Genomic DNA, 22362 nt, shown 5'->3' with positions numbered 1-22362 from the left:
AGATTGTTAAAAGCGATTTTAGGTAAGTAACCCGAATTCTGCTTAAGCCATCATTGGAACATCTTCTTCTAAGTAGAAAACTTTCAGTGATGGTTTCTTCAATTTAAGGCAGTAAGCAATCAGTCCACCTAAAACGGTCAACATAAATCCTCTTAGACTTCGGTGACGCGAATGCTCTATCTGAGAAATCAATTTTAATTGCCCATTAATCGTTTCAATAATAAAACGCTTTTTTAACATTACTTTATCCCACTCAGCTTGCATGCACGCTTTCATGTTGCGCCGTTTTTTCGTGATGAAAGTGACATCGGTTTTGGCTAAATCGTCCGCCAATTCCTGGCTGAGATAACCTTTGTCACCGTAAAGAGAACCTATTAATTCTTTTGATAATTCACGAACAGGTTCCCGATCATCCACATTTCCCGCAGTCACTTTAAGCGCTAGAATTTCCCCCTGATGATTGACAACCAAGTGTAATTTGAAACCGTAAAACCAACCCATTGAATTTTTTCCGCGCTTTGCTATTCCCGCAAAGACCTTATGTCGAGGGATGCGAATGTTATGGCAGACACTCAAACTGGTGGAATCAATAAAAGCAATGCCTGTGGGTTTCCCTTTTAATTTAGTCAGATAGCTGCATAGTGGCACCAGAACGGAAGAAGCCACACTGACAAAGCGAGGATAGCTGAGCAAGGTTGGAAAATCCTTATGGTGATATTTCCAAATATGCTCTAGATAAAAATGTTTAAAATCACGGTAATGCGACAGATGAAAAAGGATCAAAAGGGTCATGATTTCACTGGGATACATATGACCTTGTCGGCGGCGTAAACGATGCCCGCTATCGAGACAAAATTGTTCCCATTGAGGGATGAAAAAACGGCAAAAATCATCGACATCACAGAAAACTTCAACTAACTTGTCCATAGCCTGTTCCACCTCGGAGCGGTTTTTGGTGTGCACCAAAACTTTGCTCCCGGAACAGGCTTCTCGTCAATTTCTTATCCAGAATTCGGGTTAGTTATGTTTCTGGGAGAGAGTTTTTTAGTGTGCGAATGACCGTGTTAATGCCGACATTCAGGACGCGAGCGGTATCCCTGACACCGGCGTTATTCATGGCCATATCAATAATCTGGTCTTTCATGCCGGGCTGACAGGCTTGATAAGTATAAGTCAGTTGAAAGGTTTTACGGCAAGCATAACAGTGATAACGCGGATGCCCAGTGCGCCCTTTTCCATGCCCTTGTATCTTAAAAGTAGGTTAAAATAAATACGATTAGATTTGGCACAGTGTACGCAGTCTGAGTTGCCCTGGGGTTTTAAGCCCGTTTTAAAGCTATTGACGCATACACTGAGCCACTCATCTGAAACCCGAACAGTTGTCCGTCATCCATAACGTATTTGCAAGGCAGGGTAATATGAGTCAGCCAAATCCACTTTGTGTGGGCATCGATGTTTCCAAAGCCTCATTAGATATCGCCGTGAGTACTGGCGTAGAGGCATTCACCGCCAGTAATGATCCTGATGGTTTTGATGCCATTGTGTCCGTACTGAAGCAACATCTCGTGTCCCTGATTCTGATGGAAGCCACCGGTGGACTGGAATCTGCTGTTGCCTGCTCGCTTCAGGCCGAAGGGTTTGATGTCGTTGTTATTAATCCCAGGCAAGCGCGAGATTTTGCCCGGGCCATGGGATATCTGGCAAAGACTGACCGCATTGACGCCAAGGTCCTGACTCAGATGGCAGAAGTGATAAACCGTCATCCCGAACGAGAACGGTTTATTCGGGCGCTGCCAGATGCGGAACGTCAGATTCTTTCTGCCATGGTGGTGCGCAGACGGCAGTTGATTACGATGCTGGTTGCTGAGCGTAATCGCCTACATCCTGCGCATCCTCAGAGCAGAAAGAGCATCAACACTGTCATTAAAGCACTGGAAGCTGAGCTGGCGCGGATCGATGAAGATATGAATAAACATATCCAGATTCATTTTAAGGAACTGGCTGACCGGCTCAGCGCCATCAAGGGCATTGGGGCAATGACAACAGCAGCCCTGCTGGCAGAAGTCCCTGAACTGGGCAAGCTCTCGCGTCGGGAAATCAGTGCACTTGTTGGCGTTGCTCCTGTTAACCGTGACTCGGGAACTATGCGGGGTCGACGAACCATCTTTGGCGGGCGCGCTGGGGTTCGGACAGCGTTGTATATGGCCACACTCGTGGCAACCCGTTTTAACCCGGTAATCAAGACGTTTTACAACCGCCTGCTGGCGGCGGGTAAGGCCAAAAAAGTGGCTCTTGTGGCTTGTATGCGCAAGCTGCTGACCATCTTGAATGCGATGATTAGAAAAAATGAAGAATGGAATAATTCGTATCATCAGATAACGCCATAAAATCGCGTTCAAGACAGTTGCTTTGTATTTTTCCATTCAGGTAAAAGAGCGGTATCTATTTTGGCTTGAATTCTGTCTTTTGCAGGCGAAGTAGTTACAAAACCTCCATCAATTTTGGCATTACCACCAAAAGTACGGTAAAGAACAACATCTTCTGTGGTGATCACTGTTTTATATTCATCATCTTTAAATGATTTAACCATCCAATCTGGTAATGAGTCTTTTTCAACTTCACGATATGATTTACTTGAAAATGCCTTTGCTCCCAGATCACCTTTATTCCCAACGCCACCTGCCAGACCGTAAGGGTCAACCCACTTCGACGGATTATGGACATATCCGTAAGGATTATATCCACCCAGCAGCCCGATGGGGTCTTAGGAGTGATTCCGGTGCGGTCGTACTTTTTTACGTGATTTTTTCTTTGAATATCAGCTTATTAAAGAACCTTTTTTACCCGTTTAGCCCACATCCACGAACTTAAAACGCCGATACGCACTTTTGCGCTGTTTTGCCATGTTGCCCCGGTGCACTTTTGCCAGACTACCGCCGCAAGCCGTTATGCAGTATAGCGCCCCTTTTTCTGATTGATGGGGTAATCAACCTGATTTTGTGCAGTTTTTCACTTTCGGCAACGGGCGAACGCGGCCCGGCTTGCCGGGCGGCGGGCGGCCGTTCTGCGGGGGCGGGTGGCAAAGAACCCGCAAGCGGCGCATTGCGACGCTCTCAGGCACTGAGGCTCAGGTTTGACACCGTTTCGTGGGAGGCGCCTTGCTCAAGGGAAGCCCCCTGCGGGGGCTGCACGGGGCGGAGATGGCGAGCACGGGAACGAGCAAGGAGAGAAGCGACTGCGAGCCGGGCGCAGTAAGTCGCTGCGGGGTCGGGGCGGGGGAGGTAAATTTGCGGAGGCCGCAGGCCGACCTGCCTACAGGGAAGTTTGCCGGAACAACGCAAGGCAGCTAAAGAAGACGTGATTTTGCCGGAACGTGGCACAGTGCTCAGGGTCGGCGCAGGTCTTTGGCCGGGATCGGCTCAGAAGCTGACAGCAGAAGGCGCAGCCTTGTGCGGTGCACCTTGCGATGCCGATAAGCGGGGGCGCCAGACATAATGTGTATTATGCGATGCGAGCCGCTCTCCGGCGCAGGGGGGGACTACGTGGCTGAACGGCGAGTTTCGCATAATTCCCCAACATTATGTTGAGTGGGCTTTGGGCGGCCTGCACTGACTGAACGGGGGCGGCAGGGGTCAGGCCGACCATTGCCCACGTACCCCCGCGAACACGGAGGCCAACGGGCAGTCCGGCCACGGTCTGCCCCTGCACTGAACCCAGCGAACTTAACGGGGACGCTCAGGCTGTCCGGTGCGCTGCGGTATCCGTTTGGCGTCTGGCTCTCCGCTGGCACAGTCTGAACCGTTCTCTGAGCGTCCGGTCTGGCTGTCTGCATCCGGCAAGGCCTGAGAGTCTCGCTCTGCCGGATGGGTTCGGCTGTGTACCTGCTTGAGCTGTTTGATCGCCACTTTGGTATAGATTTGTGTTGTATTCAGCTTTTCATGCCCCAGCATCGCCTGGATATGGCGGATATCGGCACCGTTATCCAGCATCTGCGTGGCCATTGAGTGCCGGAACAGGTGACACGCCCCCGGCTTGTCCAGATGTGCCTGCTGCCGGATGGCTTTGCCTGCGATTTGCGTCAGGTGTCCCAGACTCAGCGGCCTGCCCTTTTGCGAGATAAACAGATAACCGCTGTCATAGTGCGCGGCCAGTTGTGGCCTGACGTTGACCAGATAGCGTTTCAGCCAGCCCAGCGCCCGCTCACCGACAGGCACAACCCGATCTTTATTCCCTTTGCCCTGATTTACCACGACCGCACCACGTTCGAAGTCGATGTCGCCCCGCTGAAGCTGGCGCAGCTCCATACGCCGGATGCCGCTGCTCCAGAGGATTTCCAGCATCACCCGGTTGCGGAACCCCAGCACACCCTGATCGTCAAGGCTCTCCAGCACCTGTGTGGTTTCCCGTTCACTCAGGATCTGCGCCGGCAGCCGCTTTTCTTCTTTCGGCAACACCATCTGCTCGGCCGGGTTGTAGAGGATGTGATGGCGTTGCAGTAACCAGCGGAACCACAGCCGCAGGGCGATCAGCCGTTCCCGCTGACCGTTATTGCCGTAAGGCTGACCATCGGCTTTACGGTAAGCCCGCAGATACCGCTGCCAGCTTTCCAGTAACACCAGGGTGACCTGTGCGGGGTAACGAACCGTACGCTGTTCGCACCAGTCGATAAAGGGCAGCAGGTAACTACGGTATGTTTCCCGCGTACGGTCAGCCCGGCCTTGTGCCAGCAGCGTGTCGAACCACGCTTCAAGCTGTTGGCGCAGTGTGATCAGGGTGTTGTCGTGTGAAGTTATCATGCGGATTGTCCTTTTTGTGATGGAAGCTATCCGGCAGTACGGTATGACGGGACGATGTTAATGTGTTGCCGGAACAGTGATTTTTGAGTTTGTCCAACTTGCGCGCTGTCTGCCCTGTCTGGCTGCGGTCTGATAGCGGTTTTGTCTGCCCCAACTTGATACCAACTTGAACCCAACTTGTGGGCAACTTGCGTTGTTTTCAGTCCAACTTGCGGTGATCATACGGGCACGATCAAACCGCTTAAGTGGGCGCTGTCGCCCTCGCCATCCCACAGCAGTTCGTATTGCAACAGATGCCCGCGACTGCCACCGTGGATCAGCAGGTATTCCATCTCAGCCAGTCGCTGACAATGCACCTTAAGCTGATTGTCACTCCATTGGGTGAAGTCGCGGATATCCCGCCGGGTAAAACGCACCTCTCGCAGCGTTTGCTGCCTGTCCGATGCCATCCCGTGCGCCATCTGCTGGATCAGTAATAACAGCTTGCGTGTCTGCGGTGGCATCTCGTCCAATGTCCGGCCTAAGATTTCATGGGCGAGCTGATTCGCCAGCCGGATATCATCTTTCGTCACTTCGATATATTCCAACGTCTTCCCCCGGTGCGCTGCCGTTTTGATGTCCCGCTGGTACTGATGCAGCAGCGCGATGCTCTGAATGAGCGTCAGGTATTTCATATGGTCACGGCGGGTGCGGGTTTTGTCTGACATAAAGGTCAGTTGCGACGCATACGGATTGACCACATTCAAGGGTTTCAGCAGCCGCTGGGCGTTCTGGTGAAGCTGAGTCAGATAGTCGCGCTCGTTTTCAGCCAATAAGCCTGCCAGTGTCTGTTTCTGGCGCTGTAAAGCATGGATGGCTTCGGTCTGTTCGCGGGATTCATTGACCGTCAGCACCAGACAGCGATTGAGCAGTTCTTCGTCCACATCGATAGCGGTCGTCGTTAACATCAGCATCACCGGGCCTTTGACGGTGTAGCTTTTGGTAACGAGGTTTCCGGTCGCTTCATCCTTGCCCGTGCTTGCCATTGTTAACTCGCCATCTGACTGCAACAGCTTGAGTGCGTAAGCCGCCTGCCGTACCCCTTCTTCTTCCGCTATCGCTAAAATCTTGTGCTGGAGATGGGTTTCGCCCAGATAGAACAGACTTTGCCCGGTCATGGCGCTGTACTGGGTGCGCTCTTCTTCCGGCATCAGGTTCAGTACGGCCTCCATCAGGGAGGATTTTCCGGCCGCGCTGCTGCTTTGGATCAGGACGGCTAAGGGGTTGGGCAGTTTACGGCTCACGGCAGCCAAAAAGCCGGCCAGTAAGTTAGTGGATTCACCGACCACGCCACAGGCGGCTAAGTCAGCGGTAATACGGGCAGTCAGATAGGGATCTTGCAGCAAGGCCAGCGCTGCCTTTTGTTCGGTGTCACTCATTGTCGGCACATTGACCACTGATACCTTGCCGCCTTGCTGTTGCCATTGTTCAGCAGCCAGCAACACCTGCCCCAGCGCCCGCCGCAGATCCGCTTCGCCCAGTCCCAGCTCAGTGGCGGCCATGCGGGAGTAACTGTTACGTGAACGGCCGCTCATCAGATCAACCCCGTCGGCGAACAACACCCCGCTTTGCCTGTCCAGCACCTGCGCATTGAGTTTCATCGCAGCGGAACCTGCCTTAACTGATCCCATGCCGCGCAGACACCATTGCAGTGTGCCGACTGACACGAGCAGCTCGCCATGCTCACCCGACTCACAGACCACATTCGGCGTCACGCGGGGCGCCGGTTCGGCGGCGAAAGGGGAAGCGGGTTCTGGCACCGTGTCCGGCTCAGGTGTCTGGCGCTCTAGAGCCACCATATCCGCCGCCTCCTGCATCGGTACAGCACTCTCAATCAGCAGGGCAAAGGCGGTTTCGGGTTCGGCCATCTGACACAGATATTCATTGGCATCCCTGCCCGGTGGGAACACCAGGCGCAAGGGCGTAATCCCTTTGGCAACCAGCGCTGCCGCCAGTTTCACCGCCGCCTCATTGCCTGCGGTATCATTATCAAAGGCGATCAGCACCTGCTTAGTGCCGTGCTGCTCAAAGACCTGCCAGTGGTCAGCGGTCACACCATGCACCCCATAGGCCGCCGTGACATTGCGCTGCCCCGTCACCCAGAACGACATCGCATCAATGAGCGATTCACACAGGATAAGCGTCCTGGACGCACCCAGTGCGGCTTCATTCCAGACGCCGTGATGTGCGCCCGGCAGGTACAGATGACGGATAACCGACGCCCGCAGATCATCACTGATCATGCGCCCGTACAGTTCGTGGATTTGCCCCTGTGTACCCATCACCGGCACAACCAGCGAACCGCGCAGATGCTCCCGCCCGTTCTCCCGCAGCACACCGACTGCTTGCAGACGGCGGCGGATCTCTGCTCCGGCCTTGTATTTACTGGGCGGCAGGCGGTAAGCAAGCGTGCGGTTGGCAAAGCCCAGCTTAAACTGACTGACCAGCTCAGGATGATTCAGCCGCCGTCTGGACAGATACGCCTGAGCCTCCGGCGCAGTCAGCAAGGTATGGTGATAAAACTCAACCACCCGTGACAGCAACCCCTGTTGGCCGATCGTATCATTGGCCAGCTCTTCCGGCTGCACCAGCGGCTCAACCGCCGGATTGTGCCCCAGCACGGCTTTTAAGCGTTCGGCGGCATGACGCAGGCTCAGATTTTCCGTTTGCATGACCCAGTCCAGCACTGAACCGCCCGCCTCGCAGCCAAAGCAGTGATAGAGATTTTTCGCCGGTGTAATCACCATCGAGGGCGTTTTCTCCTCATGGAACGGGCACAACACCGTCATATCTTTGCCGCGCTTAAACAACTGCCGTCCTTGCTGCTCAATAATAGCCACTAAAGAGACGGCGGTTTTCAGGTGCTGTAATTCTGCTTCGGGAATGCGAGCCATAAAGTGACCTTCCTAAAATTGCGTCAAGATTCCATTGCTCTTTTATTTAGTATCCGATAGGATACCAATATAAAGCAAGCACTTTTTGGGGGATAGAATGAAGGCAAATTTCTCTGACTGGTTTAATTCAATGAGTATTGCTAACAGACTCATCGCCCTGCGCAAGCAAAAAGGCTTATCACAACAGGCATTAGCGGATGCTATCGGCATTCATGTCACACAGGTAAAACGTTATGAGGGCGGGATTTCGTTACCGTCTTTAGAGGCCGTTAAGAAGATAGCGCAGACACTGCGAGTGACGACAGATTCACTGATATTTGAAGATGATGAGCTACAACCTGATAGCGATTTAGCTCTACAGTTTCAGGCTATCAGCAACATGCAGCCGGAACAGCGGCAGGTGATAAAGGAAGTGCTGGAAGGGATGATCATTAAATATGAAGCTGAACGCTGGTCTTCCAGGATGAAGTAAAAACGATTAACGCAACGTATTCGGGCGGGCACCCGAACACGCTGCTAACCACAAGCAACTAATAGGAGTTGAACATGGCTAAGGCGCATTCTAGGCAAAACCGTGCAGTAAATAAAGCGACAAAAACAGAACGTTATTACACCGTGGGATACGTGCCGCAAAATGACAAGGCCAACGCCCCGCCTGCCATCCATCTTAAAGGCCAATGGCTTAAGGCGGCTGGGTTTGATAAGGGCTGTACCCTGACCGTGAAGATTATGGATGGCTGTCTGGTGTTGATCCCTGACAGTGACGAGACCCGCACCATTAAGCAACAGTACCAGCGCCAGCAAGATCAGCTCAGTGAAATTAAGCTCAAGATGCGGGAACTGCTTGGCGACTACACAAGCCGCTAAGGGCAGGGACTGAGCGGTTCTAAAAAAGAACAAAGCCGGAAGATCACGGGATCTTTCCGGCTTTTTTGTTTATTTACTGATATATACAGAAGGCCCCGTAAACTGTATATGCATACATTCCAGATTTAACCGAAAATTAGAGCCATTAATTATTACTTTATTATGACCATTTTCTTTTTTTATCTCGATTTTTGCTAACATGTTAACGGCAATGCCTTCAATATTAATAGATGTAACGCCACCACAGTTTATACCACACCTACATTTGTTATATCCTTTTACCCATTTTGCAGGTGGGTTGTCTGGTAATTTTCCGATTAAGTCAAAACTTATTATTACTGTTGGCCCTTCACGATCTATTTTTATATCAAAGAGATCTATGTCTGATATTTCTACAGGTTTAGAAAATACTTTATTAAGCAATATCGTGCCATCAAGATCATTCCAAAACATATGATATCTCCTAGAAACTATAGTGATCTAATGTTCCTGGGACACTCCCAGTTCGAATGTTATCAATAGGTCTTACATTTAAATGAGGCCCTTGATTACCTACACCATCGGGGTAATAGTGCCCCGCAGAATGATCTTGGATAATCACCTTAGTTCCATCAGCTTTTGTGAATTGATATTCCTTTGTCCATATTGGTTTACCATTATTTCCAATTATTGTTTCATTATTTGAATCAGTCATACGAACGTGCCTATATTGACTTTCAAAACCAGTTTTTGGATCAAATATTTTATCAGGCTGTTGATTCATCGGTATTCCCGCATCTCTTTTTGCTGCTCTAAAAGCCGCATTCCTTGAACCAAATTTAGGACATTTTTCCAGCCCGAACGGGTCAACAAAATTCGCTGGATTATGCACATAAGAATACGGGTTAAAGCCCCCCGCCAGCCCAATGGGGTCTTAGGAGTGATTCCGGTGCGGTCGTACTTTTTTACGTGATTTTTTCTTTGAATATCAGCTTATTAAAGAACCTTTTTTACCCGTTTAGCCCACATCCACGAACTTAAAACGCCGATACGCACTTTTGCGCTGTTTTGCCATGTTGCCCCGGTGCACTTTTGCCAGACTACCGCCGCAAGCCGTTATGCAGTATAGCGCCCCTTTTTCTGATTGATGGGGTAATCAACCTGATTTTGTGCAGTTTTTCACTTTCGGCAACGGGCGAACGCGGCCCGGCTTGCCGGGCGGCGGGCGGCCGTTCTGCGGGGGCGGGTGGCAAAGAACCCGCAAGCGGCGCATTGCGACGCTCTCAGGCACTGAGGCTCAGGTTTGACACCGTTTCGTGGGAGGCGCCTTGCTCAAGGGAAGCCCCCTGCGGGGGCTGCACGGGGCGGAGATGGCGAGCACGGGAACGAGCAAGGAGAGAAGCGACTGCGAGCCGGGCGCAGTAAGTCGCTGCGGGGTCGGGGCGGGGGAGGTAAATTTGCGGAGGCCGCAGGCCGACCTGCCTACAGGGAAGTTTGCCGGAACAACGCAAGGCAGCTAAAGAAGACGTGATTTTGCCGGAACGTGGCACAGTGCTCAGGGTCGGCGCAGGTCTTTGGCCGGGATCGGCTCAGAAGCTGACAGCAGAAGGCGCAGCCTTGTGCGGTGCACCTTGCGATGCCGATAAGCGGGGGCGCCAGACATAATGTGTATTATGCGATGCGAGCCGCTCTCCGGCGCAGGGGGGGACTACGTGGCTGAACGGCGAGTTTCGCATAATTCCCCAACATTATGTTGAGTGGGCTTTGGGCGGCCTGCACTGACTGAACGGGGGCGGCAGGGGTCAGGCCGACCATTGCCCACGTACCCCCGCGAACACGGAGGCCAACGGGCAGTCCGGCCACGGTCTGCCCCTGCACTGAACCCAGCGAACTTAACGGGGACGCTCAGGCTGTCCGGTGCGCTGCGGTATCCGTTTGGCGTCTGGCTCTCCGCTGGCACAGTCTGAACCGTTCTCTGAGCGTCCGGTCTGGCTGTCTGCATCCGGCAAGGCCTGAGAGTCTCGCTCTGCCGGATGGGTTCGGCTGTGTACCTGCTTGAGCTGTTTGATCGCCACTTTGGTATAGATTTGTGTTGTATTCAGCTTTTCATGCCCCAGCATCGCCTGGATATGGCGGATATCGGCACCGTTATCCAGCATCTGCGTGGCCATTGAGTGCCGGAACAGGTGACACGCCCCCGGCTTGTCCAGATGTGCCTGCTGCCGGATGGCTTTGCCTGCGATTTGCGTCAGGTGTCCCAGACTCAGCGGCCTGCCCTTTTGCGAGATAAACAGATAACCGCTGTCATAGTGCGCGGCCAGTTGTGGCCTGACGTTGACCAGATAGCGTTTCAGCCAGCCCAGCGCCCGCTCACCGACAGGCACAACCCGATCTTTATTCCCTTTGCCCTGATTTACCACGACCGCACCACGTTCGAAGTCGATGTCGCCCCGCTGAAGCTGGCGCAGCTCCATACGCCGGATGCCGCTGCTCCAGAGGATTTCCAGCATCACCCGGTTGCGGAACCCCAGCACACCCTGATCGTCAAGGCTCTCCAGCACCTGTGTGGTTTCCCGTTCACTCAGGATCTGCGCCGGCAGCCGCTTTTCTTCTTTCGGCAACACCATCTGCTCGGCCGGGTTGTAGAGGATGTGATGGCGTTGCAGTAACCAGCGGAACCACAGCCGCAGGGCGATCAGCCGTTCCCGCTGACCGTTATTGCCGTAAGGCTGACCATCGGCTTTACGGTAAGCCCGCAGATACCGCTGCCAGCTTTCCAGTAACACCAGGGTGACCTGTGCGGGGTAACGAACCGTACGCTGTTCGCACCAGTCGATAAAGGGCAGCAGGTAACTACGGTATGTTTCCCGCGTACGGTCAGCCCGGCCTTGTGCCAGCAGCGTGTCGAACCACGCTTCAAGCTGTTGGCGCAGTGTGATCAGGGTGTTGTCGTGTGAAGTTATCATGCGGATTGTCCTTTTTGTGATGGAAGCTATCCGGCAGTACGGTATGACGGGACGATGTTAATGTGTTGCCGGAACAGTGATTTTTGAGTTTGTCCAACTTGCGCGCTGTCTGCCCTGTCTGGCTGCGGTCTGATAGCGGTTTTGTCTGCCCCAACTTGATACCAACTTGAACCCAACTTGTGGGCAACTTGCGTTGTTTTCAGTCCAACTTGCGGTGATCATACGGGCACGATCAAACCGCTTAAGTGGGCGCTGTCGCCCTCGCCATCCCACAGCAGTTCGTATTGCAACAGATGCCCGCGACTGCCACCGTGGATCAGCAGGTATTCCATCTCAGCCAGTCGCTGACAATGCACCTTAAGCTGATTGTCACTCCATTGGGTGAAGTCGCGGATATCCCGCCGGGTAAAACGCACCTCTCGCAGCGTTTGCTGCCTGTCCGATGCCATCCCGTGCGCCATCTGCTGGATCAGTAATAACAGCTTGCGTGTCTGCGGTGGCATCTCGTCCAATGTCCGGCCTAAGATTTCATGGGCGAGCTGATTCGCCAGCCGGATATCATCTTTCGTCACTTCGATATATTCCAACGTCTTCCCCCGGTGCGCTGCCGTTTTGATGTCCCGCTGGTACTGATGCAGCAGCGCGATGCTCTGAATGAGCGTCAGGTATTTCATATGGTCACGGCGGGTGCGGGTTTTGTCTGACATAAAGGTCAGTTGCGACGCATACGGATTGACCACATTCAAGGGTTTCAGCAGCCGCTGGGCGTTCTGGTGAAGCTGAGTCAGATAGTCGCGCTCGTTTTCAGCCAATAAGCCTGCCAGTGTCTGTTTCTGGCGCTGTAAAGCATGGATGGCTTCGGTCTGTTCGCGGGATTCATTGACCGTCAGCACCAGACAGCGATTGAGCAGTTCTTCGTCCACATCGATAGCGGTCGTCGTTAACATCAGCATCACCGGGCCTTTCACCGTGTAGCTTTTGGTGACCAGATTGCCCGTGGCTTCATCCTTGCCTGTACTTGCCATTGTCAGCTCGCCATCTGACTGCAACAGCTTGAGTGCGTAAGCCGCCTGCCGCACGCCTTCTTCTTCCGCGATGGCTAAAATCTTGTGCTGGAGATGGGTTTCGCCCAGATAGAACAGACTTTGCCCGGTCATGGCGCTGTACTGGGTGCGATCTTCTTCCGGCATCAGGTTCAGTACGGCCTCCATCAATGAGGATTTTCCGGCCGCGCTGCTGCTTTGGATCAGGACGGCTAAGGGGTTGGGCAGTTTACGGCTCACGGCAGCCAAAAAGCCGGCCAGTAAGTTAGTGGACTCACCAACCACACCACAGGCGGCTAAGTCAGCGGTAATACGGGCAGTCAGATAGGGATCTTGCAGCAAGGCCAGCGCTGCCTTTTGTTCGGCGTCACTCATTGTCGGCACATTGACCACTGATACCTTGCCGCCTTGCTGTTGCCATTGTTCAGCAGCCAGCAACACCTGCCCCAGCGCCCGCCGCAGATCCGCTTCGCCCAGTCCCAGCTCAGTGGCGGCCAGTCGTGCATAACTCTGACGTGAACGGCCGCTCATCAGATCAACGCCATCCGCGAACAACACACCGCTTTGCCTGTCCAGCACCTGCGCATTGAGTTTCATCGCAGCGGAACCTGCCTTTACTGATCCCATGCCGCGCAGACACCATTGCAGTGTGCCGACTGACACGAGCAGCTCGCCATGCTCACCCGACTCACAGACCACATTCGGCGTCACGCGGGGCGCCGGTTCGGCGGCGAAAGGGGAAGCGGGTTCGGGTGCTGTGTCCGGCTCAGGTGTCTGGCGCTCTAGAGCCACCATATCCGCCGCCTCCTGCATCGGTACAGCACTCTCAATCAGCAGAGCAAAGGCGGTTTCGGGTTCGGCCATCTGACACAGATATTCATTGGCATCCCTGCCCGGCGGGAATACCACGCGCAGCGGTGTGATCCCCTTGGCAACCAGTGCTGACGCCAGTTTCACCGCGGCATCATTGCCTGCGGTATCATTATCAAAGGCGATCAGCACCTGCTTAATGTTGTGCTGTTCAAAGACCTGCCAGTGATCAGCGGTCACACCATGCACCCCATAGGCCGCCGTGACATTGCGCTGCCCCGTCACCCAGAACGACATCGCATCAATGAGTGATTCACACAGGATAAGCGTTTTGGACGCACCCAGCGCCGCTTCATTCCAGACGCCTTGATGTGCGCCCGGCAGGTACAGATGGCGAACAACTGATGCCCGCAGATCATCACTGATCATGCGCCCGTACAGTTCGTGGATTTGCCCCTGTGTACCCATCACCGGCACAACCAGCGAACCGCGCAGATGCTCCCGCCCGTTCTCCCGCAGCACACCGACTGCTTGCAGACGGCGGCGGATCTCTGCTCCGGCCTTGTATTTACTGGGCGGCAGGCGGTAAGCAAGCGTGCGGTTGGCAAAGCCCAGCTTAAACTGACTGACCAGCTCAGGATGATTCAGCCGCCGTCTGGACAGATACGCCTGAGCCTCCGGCGCAGTCAGCAAGGTATGGTGATAAAACTCAACCACCCGTGACAGCAACCCCTGTTGGCCGATCGTATCATTGGCCAGCTCTTCCGGCTGCACCAGCGGCTCAACCGCCGGATTGTGCCCCAGCACGGCTTTTAAGCGTTCGGCGGCATGACGCAGGCTCAGATTTTCCGTTTGCATGACCCAGTCCAGCACTGAACCGCCCGCCTCGCAGCCAAAGCAGTGATAGAGATTTTTCGCCGGTGTAATCACCATCGAGGGCGTTTTCTCCTCATGGAACGGGCACAACACCGTCATATCTTTGCCGCGCTTAAACAACTGCCGTCCTTGCTGCTCAATAATAGCCACTAAAGAGACGGCGGTTTTCAGGTGCTGTAATTCTGCTTCGGGAATGCGAGCCATAAAGTGACCTTCCTAAAATTGCGTCAAGATTCCATTGCTCTTTTATTTAGTATCCGATAGGATACCAATATAAAGCAAGCACTTTTTGGGGGATAGAATGAAGGCAAATTTCTCTGACTGGTTTAATTCAATGAGTATTGCTAACAGACTCATCGCCCTGCGCAAGCAAAAAGGCTTATCACAACAGGCATTAGCGGATGCTATCGGCATTCATGTCACACAGGTAAAACGTTATGAGGGCGGGATTTCGTTACCGTCTTTAGAGGCCGTTAAGAAGATAGCGCAGACACTGCGAGTGACGACAGATTCACTGATATTTGAAGATGATGAGCTACAACCTGATAGCGATTTAGCTCTACAGTTTCAGGCTATCAGCAACATGCAGCCGGAACAGCGGCAGGTGATAAAGGAAGTGCTGGAAGGGATGATCATTAAATATGAAGCTGAACGCTGGTCTTCCAGGATGAAGTAAAAACGATTAACGCAACGTATTCGGGCGGGCACCCGAACACGCTGCTAACCACAAGCAACTAATAGGAGTTGAACATGGCTAAGGCGCATTCTAGGCAAAACCGTGCAGTAAATAAAGCGACAAAAACAGAACGTTATTACACCGTGGGATACGTGCCGCAAAATGACAAGGCCAACGCCCCGCCTGCCATCCATCTTAAAGGCCAATGGCTTAAGGCGGCTGGGTTTGATAAGGGCTGTACCCTGACCGTGAAGATTATGGATGGCTGTCTGGTGTTGATCCCTGACAGTGACGAGACCCGCACCATTAAGCAACAGTACCAGCGCCAGCAAGATCAGCTCAGTGAAATTAAGCTCAAGATGCGGGAACTGCTTGGCGACTACACAAGCCGCTAAGGGCAGGGACTGAGCGGTTCTAAAAAAGAACAAAGCCGGAAGATCACGGGATCTTTCCGGCTTTTTTGTTTATTTACTGATATATACAGAAGGCCCCGTAAACTGTATATGCATACATTCCAGATTTAACCGAAAATTAGAGCCATTAATTATTACTTTATTATGACCATTTTCTTTTTTTATCTCGATTTTTGCTAACATGTTAACGGCAATGCCTTCAATATTAATAGATGTAACGCCACCACAGTTTATACCACACCTACATTTGTTATATCCTTTTACCCATTTTGCAGGTGGGTTGTCTGGTAATTTTCCGATTAAGTCAAAACTTATTATTACTGTTGGCCCTTCACGATCTATTTTTATATCAAAGAGATCTATGTCTGATATTTCTACAGGTTTAGAAAATACTTTATTAAGCAATATCGTGCCATCAAGATCATTCCAAAACATATGATATCTCCTAGAAACTATAGTGATCTAATGTTCCTGGGACACTCCCAGTTCGAATGTTATCAATAGGTCTTACATTTAAATGAGGCCCTTGATTACCTACACCATCGGGGTAATAGTGCCCCGCAGAATGATCTTGGATAATCACCTTAGTTCCATCAGCTTTTGTGAATTGATATTCCTTTGTCCATATTGGTTTACCATTATTTCCAATTATTGTTTCATTATTTGAATCAGTCATACGAACGTGCCTATATTGACTTTCAAAACCAGTTTTTGGATCAAATATTTTATCAGGCTGTTGATTCATCGGTATTCCCGCATCTCTTTTTGCTGCTCTAAAAGCCGCATTCCTTGAACCAAATTTAGGACATTTTTCCAGCCCGAACGGGTCAACAAAATTCGCTGGATTATGCACATAAGAATACGGGTTAAAGCCCCCCGCCAGCCCAATGGGGTCTTAGGCACTATCCCGACGCCATCATACGATTGAGCGGACCTTTCCCCCTGATTTAGCAGCCTTTTTCTTCACCGCTTTTTCCCACCCTGTTAAAGAACATATCAACTCGCCCCGACGGGCACTTTGCCGATTTTAGCTCACTTTTTCCCCGATGTCAGTGCCGGGTTTCGGCCCGCTTTGCCTGCCAGAACCGGGTTTTCTCGATAACCCGTGGCGGCGGGGCAGCTTGTCTGCGCCGCTGACGCGGGTTGGCCGGGTGCGGGCCGGCGAGGCCCGCAGGTGAAGCTTTTCAGCGGGGAGCCCCCGCCCGCGGGGGCGGACGGGGCGGAGATGGCGAGTACGGGAACGAGCAAGGAGCCTGCGACTGCGAGCCGGACGCAGCCAGTGCAGCGGGGTTGGGCGGGGGCAATAAACCGCGGCCAGCTTGCTGGCCTGCCTTCAGGGCCGTTGACCCTGACGGACTGACCGGCAACGGTTTAAGGCGGATGTTAGCACCGGAGCCGCCAGGGACGGCGGCGACTGCGGCGGCCGGTTTTAGCACTGCGGCTGACAGCGGAAGGCGTCAGCCTTGCGCGCCTCTGGGGCTAAGAGGCTCCACCCGGCGGCCAGCCGCTCACCGGGGTTGAGGTGACCGCGCAGCGCCCGTGGGTGGGCGGCGCCGACATAATGTTTTGTTAAGCGTGGTGGGCCGTTCAGGCCCATTTCGCTTAATGTCACATTATGTTGAATGGCGGCTGACCGGCAACGATTGTTATAGAGAACGCCGAAGTTCAGCGCCGGGCGGCCGGCATTTACCGCCGGGCACGCCGATGGTAGGGAGGCAGTCCGTGCGCAGGGACGCGCGCGGTCTGCCTTTCACTGCACCCCACGCGCTCACAGGGAACCGGCTAACATTAAGATTGTCCGGCAACACAGCGCGTTCAGACCGGCTTCGGGCTGTCCGGCTTGTTACTCTCCGCCTGCTTATCGTCTGGCGTTGCCTGCTTTGACTGCCGTTCTGCCGGGTGGGTCTGCTCATGCACTTCCTTTAAGTGACCGATAGCCACCCGGGTATAGATTTGGGTGGTTTCCAGCTTCTCATGCCCCAGTATCGCCTGGATGTGCCGGGTGTCCGCGCCGTTCTCCAGCATCTGGGTTGCCATTGAGTGGCGGAACAGATGACAGGCCCCCGGTTTAGTCAGTTGCGCCTGTTTACGGATGCTGTCGGCGGCTATCCAGGTTAATGTGCCCTTTGCCAGTCCCCGGCCTTTCCTGGTGATAAACAGGTGTCCACTGTCACCCCGCCGCGTTAACTCGGGCCGGACGCTGAGCCAGCGGCTTAACCAGTGCAGCGCCTGTTCGCCGATGGGCACCACCCTATCTTTACGGCCTTTGCCCTGTCTGACCAGCACCACGCCGCGCCCGAAGTCCACCTCGCTTAACAGCAGGTTGGCTATTTCCATCCGCCGGATACCGGTACTCCACAGTACTTCAAGGATAGCGCGATTTCTCAGCCCGGTTGGGGTGTTGATATCCGTTGCGGCTAATACCGTGTGGGTTTCGTCTTCATTCATTACCTGTGCCGGCAGCCGTTTTTCTTCTTTCGGTAACACCAGACTGTCCACCGGGTTATACAGGATATGGTGACGTTGCAGCAGCCAGCGGAACCACTGACGTAAGACACTCAGGCGGTCCCGCTGACTGCCCGGCGTGTAGGGCTGGCCGTCCGCTTTGCGGTGGCTTCTCAGCCAGCGCTGGTAACTTTCCAGCAACGGCAGGCTGACCTGCGGTGCGGTCATGACTCCACGGGCTTCACACCAGCTGATGAACGGCAACAGCCGCTCTTCATAGGACTCCTGAGTCCGTTCGCTTAAGCCCTGTCCCCGCACGGCTTCCAGCCAGGCGGCCAGATGCTGGCGTAAGGTGGCGAAGCGGGCCGGGATGGCGTCGGGTTGACCGTGGGTCTCCGTCACCGAGGGACGTTTTTTTCTGTCTGGCGAGGCCAGTGTTGCCGCCGGGCTGGCCGGGATAGCGTGCTGTTGCTGCAACCAGTCGAACCACAGGCGTAAGGCGCGCAGGCGTCGGCGCTGACTGTCCGGCGGGTAGGGCTGACCGTTGGCTTTGCGGTACCGGGCCAGATGCTGCTGCCAGTTTTCCAGTAACGGTTCGGTGACCTGAGCCGCGGATATTACGCCCTGTTCCTCACACCAGTTGACGAACGGTGACAGCCGTTCATGACGGGCGGACTGGCTCTTTTGACTCGCCCCCTGCAACAGCAGGTTATCCAGATACGCGTCCAGATGCTGGCGCAGGGTCAGCGGGCGGGAGTTGGATTGATGTTTAACGGGTGATGACATGATGGATTTCCTGTAGGGAACAGCGGTTAGTGTTATCGGTGTGTGATACGTCACTACGGTACGATGGCTTGATTCTTAGGTGGCCGGAACAGTCCTTTTCTGTCTGCCCAGACTTGCGAGTCATTCAGCCCTTTGCTACTGCGGCTTGCAGCCGGTTTTGGCGAACCCGACTTGACCCCGACTTGGGGCAGACTTGACCCTGACTTGCCTTCATTTGAGCCAGACTTGCACCCGTCATATTCACACTTTCCTTTCTGGCTTTCGGGTTCGTTGATGAAGGGGCAGTACGGTACGACGGCCTGATTTTTAGGGGGCCGGAACAGTCCTTTTCAGGCTGTCCCGACTTGCGAACCGTTCAGCCCTTTGTCACTGCGGCTTGCCGCCGGTTTTGGCGAACCAGACTTGGCCCTGACTTGGGGCAGACTTGACCCCGACTTGCCTTCATCCGGGCCAGACTTGCACGAGTCATATACACTATTGGCAGCCTGATTTTCCGGTTCAATCAGACCGCACAGGTGGGCTTCTTCCGCTTTATCGCCATTCCAGAGCAGTTCATATTGCAACAGATGGCCGCGACTGCCGCCGTGTGTCAGCAGGTATTCCATGTCACTCAGGCGCTGACAGTGGAGTTTAAGCTGGCTGTCACTCCAGTGGGTATAACTGCGGATATCCCGGCGGGTAAAGCGGATATCTTTCACCGGGCGTTGTTGCGCTGCCGCCGTGTCTTTCACCATTTGCTGTATCAGCAGCAACAGTTTTCGGGTCTGGGGCGGCATCTCATCCAGCGTACGGCCTAATATCTCGTGGGCCAGCCGGTTCGCCAGGCGGATATCTTCTTTGGTGACTTCGATATATTCAAGCCGTTTGCCCCGGTGTTCCGCGGTCTTCACCGTCCGCTGGTGCTGATGCAGCAGGGCGATACTTTGTATCAGGGTGAGATATTTCATGTGGTCGCGTCGGGTGCGGGTTTTATCGCTCATGAACGTTAACTGTGAGGCATGAGGGTTAACCACATTGAGCGGGCGCAACAGCCGCTGGGCGTTTTGATGCAGTTCGGTGATATACGCCTTTTCATTCTCTGCCAGTAAGCCTTCGAGGGTTTGTTTATGGCGCTGCAAGGCGTGGATAGCTTCGGTCTGTTCCCGCGATTCGTTCACCGTCAGCACCAGACAGCGGTTTAACAGCTCTTCATCGACATCTATTGCGGTGGTGGTGAGCATCAGCATCACCGGTCCTTTCACTGTGTACTGTTTGGTGACCAGATTACCGCTGGCATCGTCTTTACCGGTGCTGGCAATGGTCAGTTCGCCGTCGCTTTGCAACAGCTTAAGCGCATAGGCGGCCTGCCGCACCCCTTCCTCTTCGGCAATGGCTAAGATTTTATGCTGGAGATTGGTTTCCCCCAGATAGAACAGACTCTGGCCGGTCATGGCGCTGTATTGCAGCCGTTCTTCTTCCGGTATCAGATTGAGGACCGCATCCATTAAGCTGCTTTTCCCTGCCGCCGAACTGCTCTGTATCAGCACGGCCAGCGGACGGTCCAGCTTGCGACTGACGGCGGCTAAGTAACCGGCCAGCAGGTTAGTGGATTCGCCCACCACGCCACAGGCGGCTAAGTCAGCGGTGATGCGTTCACTCAGTTGCGGGTCTTGCAGCAGCGCCAGCGCCGCAGCCCGCTGGTCCTCACTCAGTTCGGGAACCGGCGGGGTTTCGGTTTGTTCACTGACGCCGGCCTGTTGACACTGTTCCAGTACCAGCAACACCTGCCCCAGTGCCCGGCGCAGGTCACCTTCGGCCAGCCCGAGTTCGGTGGCGGCCAGCCGCGCATACCCGCCCCGGCTGCGGGCGCTCATCATGTCCACGCTGTCGGCGAACATCACGCCGCTGTCAGTATCAACGACCTGAACATTCACTTTCATCACTGCCGCTCCGGCTTTCACCTGTGACAGGCCCCGGATACCCCACTGTTGTGTGCCCAGCGTCAGGGATATCTCGCCGTTAGCGCCGGTTTCCCAGACCACATTCGGCACTGACGGCAACGACGCTATACCGGCGGCTAATGTGCTGACTGTTTCCGGCACCGGAACCGGCTGATGTTTAGCCAGTGCGGCCCGCTCTGTTGCGGTGGTGGCCTGTATCTCTGCCGCGTCCTGCATCGGCACGGCACTGTCCAGCAGCAACCCGAAGGCCCGTTCCGGCTCGGCGACCTGACACAGATAGCCGTTGGCATCCATGCCCTCGGGGAACACCACCCGGAACACGGTGATACCGGCGGCAGTCAGTTCGGCGGCCAGTTTTACCGCGGCATCATTCCCGGCGGGGTCATTATCGAAGGCAATCAGCACCTGTCTGACCTGATGCTGTTTCAGTGCCTGCCAGTGGTCGGGAGTAAACCCGTTCACCCCGTAGGCGGCGGTGACATTACGGTAACCCGCTACCCAGAATGACATCGCATCGATTAATGATTCACACAGGATAAGCGAGGCTGACGCGGCTATGGCCGGTTCATTCCAGACACCGCTATGCGCCCCGGGCAGATACAGATGCCACGGTGTGCTTTTGCGCAGGTCTTCACCGATTTTACGGCCATAGATTTCGCGTATCTGGCCGTGCCGGTCGATAACCGGTATCACTAATGACCCTCTGAAGTGTTCATGCCCGTTGTCCCGCAGGATACCCGCCGCCATTAACCGGGCCCGGATAGCGGAACCGGCCTTGTATTTACTGGCGGGCAGCCGGTAGCCGAGGGTGCGGTTGGCAAAGCCCGGTTTAAAACAGGCGACTAATTCCGGGTGATTTAACCGGCGTTTTTCCAGATAAGCCAGGGCTTCGGGGGCGTTCAGCAACGTGTGGTGGTAGAACTCAACCACCCGGTTGAGCAGCGCCTGCCGTCCGGCTTCATCTTCGGCCAGCACGGCGGGTTCATCCGGCTGGACCAGCGGGGCCATTGCCGGATTCTCGCCCAGTTCCCCGCGCAGGCGTTCCACGGCATGGCGCAGGCTTAAGCCTTCGGTTTTCATCACCCAGTCCAGCACTGAGCCGCCGGCGTCACAGCCAAAACAGTGATAGAGATTTTTTGCCGGTGAGATAACCATTGACGGGGTTTTCTCCTGATGGAACGGGCACAGCAGTACGTAATCTTTGCCGCGTTTAAAGAGCTGTCGCCCCTGTTGCTCCACCACGGCGACTAAGGAGACGGCGGCTTTCAGGTGCTGTAATTCGGCTTCGGGAATGCGGGCCATAAAAATGTTCCTTTTAAATCCTTGTCAATGCTCTATATAGATACTATTATATGTCCCATAAAGGTTGTTTAGTCAAGTCTATTCAGAACAGGGGGAGATAATGGAAGCCATCACGACTGATAAAGGAACATTCTGGATGAGCTTTTCTGCCCGTTTTCTGCAACTGCGTAAGCAACAAGGACTAACTCAGCCACAGATGGCTGACAAGGTGGGGATACATCTGACACAAGTTCGCCGCTATGAATCTGGTGAGGCTCAACCCTCTTTAGACATTCTTAAACGTATTGCTGTTACGTTTAATGTTTCGGCTGACTGGCTGATATTTGAGGAGGGTGAGCGGGAGCCGCAGGACGAACTTAAGCTCAAGTTTGAAGCGGTTAAACAGATGGATGAGGAAGAACGACGCTCTGTGACCTCGGTTCTGGATGCAATGATTTTAAAACATCAGGCAAAACGGTTATTGGGCTGACCTGATTTAATGCGGCTCTACCGTGGTTGCAACACGATATAGCCGCTAACCACAAGCAACT

General features: G+C 54.0%; 27 protein-coding genes and 1 pseudogene. 11 read left to right on the top strand and 17 right to left on the bottom strand.

The window, feature by feature from the left end; genetic code table 11:
- Positions 1–42 precede the first annotated feature (42 nt).
- Positions 43–927 (bottom strand): IS982 family transposase, encoded by an 885-nt coding sequence (locus tag PXH59_RS00820; protein WP_285809900.1) that lies wholly within the window; start codon positions 925–927, stop codon positions 43–45.
- 103 nt (positions 928–1030) lie between these two features.
- A pseudogene (locus tag PXH59_RS00815) lies at positions 1031–1249 on the bottom strand (IS1-like element transposase); the annotation flags it as partial.
- Positions 1250–1418: 169 nt separating this feature from the next.
- On the opposite strand from PXH59_RS00815, the gene PXH59_RS00810 reads away from it, so the two are divergent.
- Positions 1419–2387, top strand: coding sequence for an IS110 family RNA-guided transposase (locus PXH59_RS00810; RefSeq protein WP_285808913.1), 969 nt, complete (start codon positions 1419–1421; stop codon positions 2385–2387).
- Positions 2388–2395: 8 nt separating this feature from the next.
- On the opposite strand, the gene PXH59_RS00805 is transcribed toward PXH59_RS00810, so the two are convergent.
- On the bottom strand, positions 2396–2590 hold the full coding sequence (locus PXH59_RS00805) for a hypothetical protein (RefSeq protein WP_285809899.1): 195 nt from the start codon (positions 2588–2590) through the stop codon (positions 2396–2398).
- A gap of 332 nt (positions 2591–2922) precedes the next feature.
- Between PXH59_RS00805 and PXH59_RS00800 the strand changes: the two genes are divergently transcribed.
- On the top strand, positions 2923–3255 hold the full coding sequence (locus PXH59_RS00800) for a hypothetical protein (RefSeq protein ID WP_285809897.1): 333 nt from the start codon (positions 2923–2925) through the stop codon (positions 3253–3255).
- Between the two features lie 69 nt (positions 3256–3324).
- A complete protein-coding gene (locus PXH59_RS00795; protein ID WP_285809896.1) occupies positions 3325–3495 on the top strand; it encodes a hypothetical protein in 171 nt (56 codons plus the stop codon).
- Between the two features lie 6 nt (positions 3496–3501).
- Here the strand turns inward: PXH59_RS00795 and PXH59_RS00790 are convergent, their stop codons facing one another.
- From PXH59_RS00790 to PXH59_RS00775, 4 genes are all read right to left on the bottom strand, one after another.
- Positions 3502–3693 (bottom strand): hypothetical protein, encoded by a 192-nt coding sequence (locus tag PXH59_RS00790; protein WP_285809895.1) that lies wholly within the window; start codon positions 3691–3693, stop codon positions 3502–3504.
- A 29-nt stretch (positions 3694–3722) separates the two neighbouring features.
- Positions 3723–4796 (bottom strand): site-specific tyrosine recombinase XerC, encoded by a 1074-nt coding sequence (xerC, locus tag PXH59_RS00785; protein ID WP_285809894.1) that lies wholly within the window; start codon positions 4794–4796, stop codon positions 3723–3725.
- Complete coding sequence (locus PXH59_RS00780) at positions 4747–4950, bottom strand: hypothetical protein (RefSeq protein WP_285809893.1); 204 nt, start codon at positions 4948–4950, stop codon at positions 4747–4749. The genes xerC (PXH59_RS00785) and PXH59_RS00780 overlap by 50 nt, the downstream gene beginning before the upstream one ends.
- A gap of 64 nt (positions 4951–5014) precedes the next feature.
- Positions 5015–7729 carry a CHC2 zinc finger domain-containing protein gene (locus PXH59_RS00775; RefSeq protein ID WP_285809898.1) on the bottom strand — a complete coding sequence of 905 codons (2715 nt, stop codon included), beginning with the start codon at positions 7727–7729 and terminating at the stop codon, positions 5015–5017.
- A gap of 130 nt (positions 7730–7859) precedes the next feature.
- On the opposite strand from PXH59_RS00775, the gene PXH59_RS00770 reads away from it, so the two are divergent.
- Together PXH59_RS00770 and PXH59_RS00765 are read left to right on the top strand one after the other, a co-directional pair.
- On the top strand, positions 7860–8201 hold the full coding sequence (locus PXH59_RS00770) for a helix-turn-helix domain-containing protein (RefSeq protein ID WP_352232146.1): 342 nt from the start codon (positions 7860–7862) through the stop codon (positions 8199–8201).
- A gap of 74 nt (positions 8202–8275) precedes the next feature.
- Positions 8276–8596, top strand: a complete 321-nt coding sequence (locus PXH59_RS00765) for a SymE family type I addiction module toxin (protein ID WP_285809890.1) — start codon at positions 8276–8278, stop codon at positions 8594–8596.
- Between the two features lie 69 nt (positions 8597–8665).
- On the opposite strand, the gene PXH59_RS00760 is transcribed toward PXH59_RS00765, so the two are convergent.
- Entirely contained in the window at positions 8666–9049 is a 384-nt protein-coding gene (locus tag PXH59_RS00760; RefSeq protein WP_285809889.1) for an Imm50 family immunity protein, read from the bottom strand.
- A gap of 10 nt (positions 9050–9059) precedes the next feature.
- Positions 9060–9359: an HNH/endonuclease VII fold putative polymorphic toxin gene (locus PXH59_RS00755; RefSeq protein ID WP_285809888.1), complete on the bottom strand. Its 300-nt coding sequence runs from the start codon at positions 9357–9359 to the stop codon at positions 9060–9062.
- Positions 9360–9667: 308 nt separating this feature from the next.
- Between PXH59_RS00755 and PXH59_RS00750 the strand changes: the two genes are divergently transcribed.
- Both PXH59_RS00750 and PXH59_RS00745 read left to right on the top strand, forming a co-directional pair.
- Positions 9668–10000, top strand: a complete 333-nt coding sequence (locus tag PXH59_RS00750) for a hypothetical protein (RefSeq protein ID WP_285809897.1) — start codon at positions 9668–9670, stop codon at positions 9998–10000.
- Between the two features lie 69 nt (positions 10001–10069).
- Positions 10070–10240: a hypothetical protein gene (locus PXH59_RS00745; protein WP_285809896.1), complete on the top strand. Its 171-nt coding sequence runs from the start codon at positions 10070–10072 to the stop codon at positions 10238–10240.
- Positions 10241–10246: 6 nt separating this feature from the next.
- Here PXH59_RS00745 and PXH59_RS00740 read toward each other — a convergent pair whose 3' ends face one another.
- The 4 genes from PXH59_RS00740 to PXH59_RS00725 all read right to left on the bottom strand — a co-directional run bounded on the left by PXH59_RS00740 (position 10247) and on the right by PXH59_RS00725 (position 14474).
- Complete coding sequence (locus PXH59_RS00740) at positions 10247–10438, bottom strand: hypothetical protein (protein WP_285809895.1); 192 nt, start codon at positions 10436–10438, stop codon at positions 10247–10249.
- A 29-nt stretch (positions 10439–10467) separates the two neighbouring features.
- Positions 10468–11541, bottom strand: a complete 1074-nt coding sequence (gene xerC, locus PXH59_RS00735) for a site-specific tyrosine recombinase XerC (RefSeq protein WP_285809894.1) — start codon at positions 11539–11541, stop codon at positions 10468–10470.
- Positions 11492–11695 (bottom strand): hypothetical protein, encoded by a 204-nt coding sequence (locus PXH59_RS00730; protein WP_285809893.1) that lies wholly within the window; start codon positions 11693–11695, stop codon positions 11492–11494. The genes xerC (PXH59_RS00735) and PXH59_RS00730 overlap by 50 nt, the downstream gene beginning before the upstream one ends.
- Positions 11696–11759: 64 nt before the next feature.
- Complete coding sequence (locus PXH59_RS00725; RefSeq protein WP_285809892.1) at positions 11760–14474, bottom strand: CHC2 zinc finger domain-containing protein; 2715 nt, start codon at positions 14472–14474, stop codon at positions 11760–11762.
- Between the two features lie 130 nt (positions 14475–14604).
- Here PXH59_RS00725 and PXH59_RS00720 point away from each other — a divergent pair, with 130 nt between their 5' ends.
- Together PXH59_RS00720 and PXH59_RS00715 are read left to right on the top strand one after the other, a co-directional pair.
- Positions 14605–14946 carry a helix-turn-helix domain-containing protein gene (locus PXH59_RS00720; RefSeq protein WP_352232146.1) on the top strand — a complete coding sequence of 114 codons (342 nt, stop codon included), beginning with the start codon at positions 14605–14607 and terminating at the stop codon, positions 14944–14946.
- Positions 14947–15020: 74 nt separating this feature from the next.
- A complete protein-coding gene (locus PXH59_RS00715; RefSeq protein WP_285809890.1) occupies positions 15021–15341 on the top strand; it encodes a SymE family type I addiction module toxin in 321 nt (106 codons plus the stop codon).
- Positions 15342–15410: 69 nt separating this feature from the next.
- Here the strand turns inward: PXH59_RS00715 and PXH59_RS00710 are convergent, their stop codons facing one another.
- On the bottom strand, positions 15411–15794 hold the full coding sequence (locus PXH59_RS00710; protein ID WP_285809889.1) for an Imm50 family immunity protein: 384 nt from the start codon (positions 15792–15794) through the stop codon (positions 15411–15413).
- A 10-nt stretch (positions 15795–15804) separates the two neighbouring features.
- Positions 15805–16104: an HNH/endonuclease VII fold putative polymorphic toxin gene (locus tag PXH59_RS00705; protein WP_285809888.1), complete on the bottom strand. Its 300-nt coding sequence runs from the start codon at positions 16102–16104 to the stop codon at positions 15805–15807.
- Between the two features lie 480 nt (positions 16105–16584).
- Between PXH59_RS00705 and PXH59_RS00700 the strand changes: the two genes are divergently transcribed.
- Complete coding sequence (locus PXH59_RS00700; RefSeq protein ID WP_285809886.1) at positions 16585–16719, top strand: hypothetical protein; 135 nt, start codon at positions 16585–16587, stop codon at positions 16717–16719.
- A gap of 455 nt (positions 16720–17174) precedes the next feature.
- On the opposite strand, the gene xerC (PXH59_RS00695) is transcribed toward PXH59_RS00700, so the two are convergent.
- Entirely contained in the window at positions 17175–18206 is a 1032-nt protein-coding gene (xerC, locus tag PXH59_RS00695; protein ID WP_434223390.1) for a site-specific tyrosine recombinase XerC, read from the bottom strand.
- A 713-nt stretch (positions 18207–18919) separates the two neighbouring features.
- On the bottom strand, positions 18920–21832 hold the full coding sequence (locus PXH59_RS00690; protein ID WP_285809884.1) for a CHC2 zinc finger domain-containing protein: 2913 nt from the start codon (positions 21830–21832) through the stop codon (positions 18920–18922).
- A 136-nt stretch (positions 21833–21968) separates the two neighbouring features.
- On the opposite strand from PXH59_RS00690, the gene PXH59_RS00685 reads away from it, so the two are divergent.
- Positions 21969–22301, top strand: a complete 333-nt coding sequence (locus PXH59_RS00685; protein ID WP_046397400.1) for a helix-turn-helix domain-containing protein — start codon at positions 21969–21971, stop codon at positions 22299–22301.
- Positions 22302–22362 lie beyond the last annotated feature (61 nt).

Source organism: Xenorhabdus bakwenae (assembly GCF_030272115.1).
GTDB classification, from domain to species: domain Bacteria; phylum Pseudomonadota; class Gammaproteobacteria; order Enterobacterales; family Enterobacteriaceae; genus Xenorhabdus; species Xenorhabdus bakwenae.
Note: the sequence above shows the minus strand (reverse complement) of the source record. Positions and strands in the feature narration are given on the sequence as shown.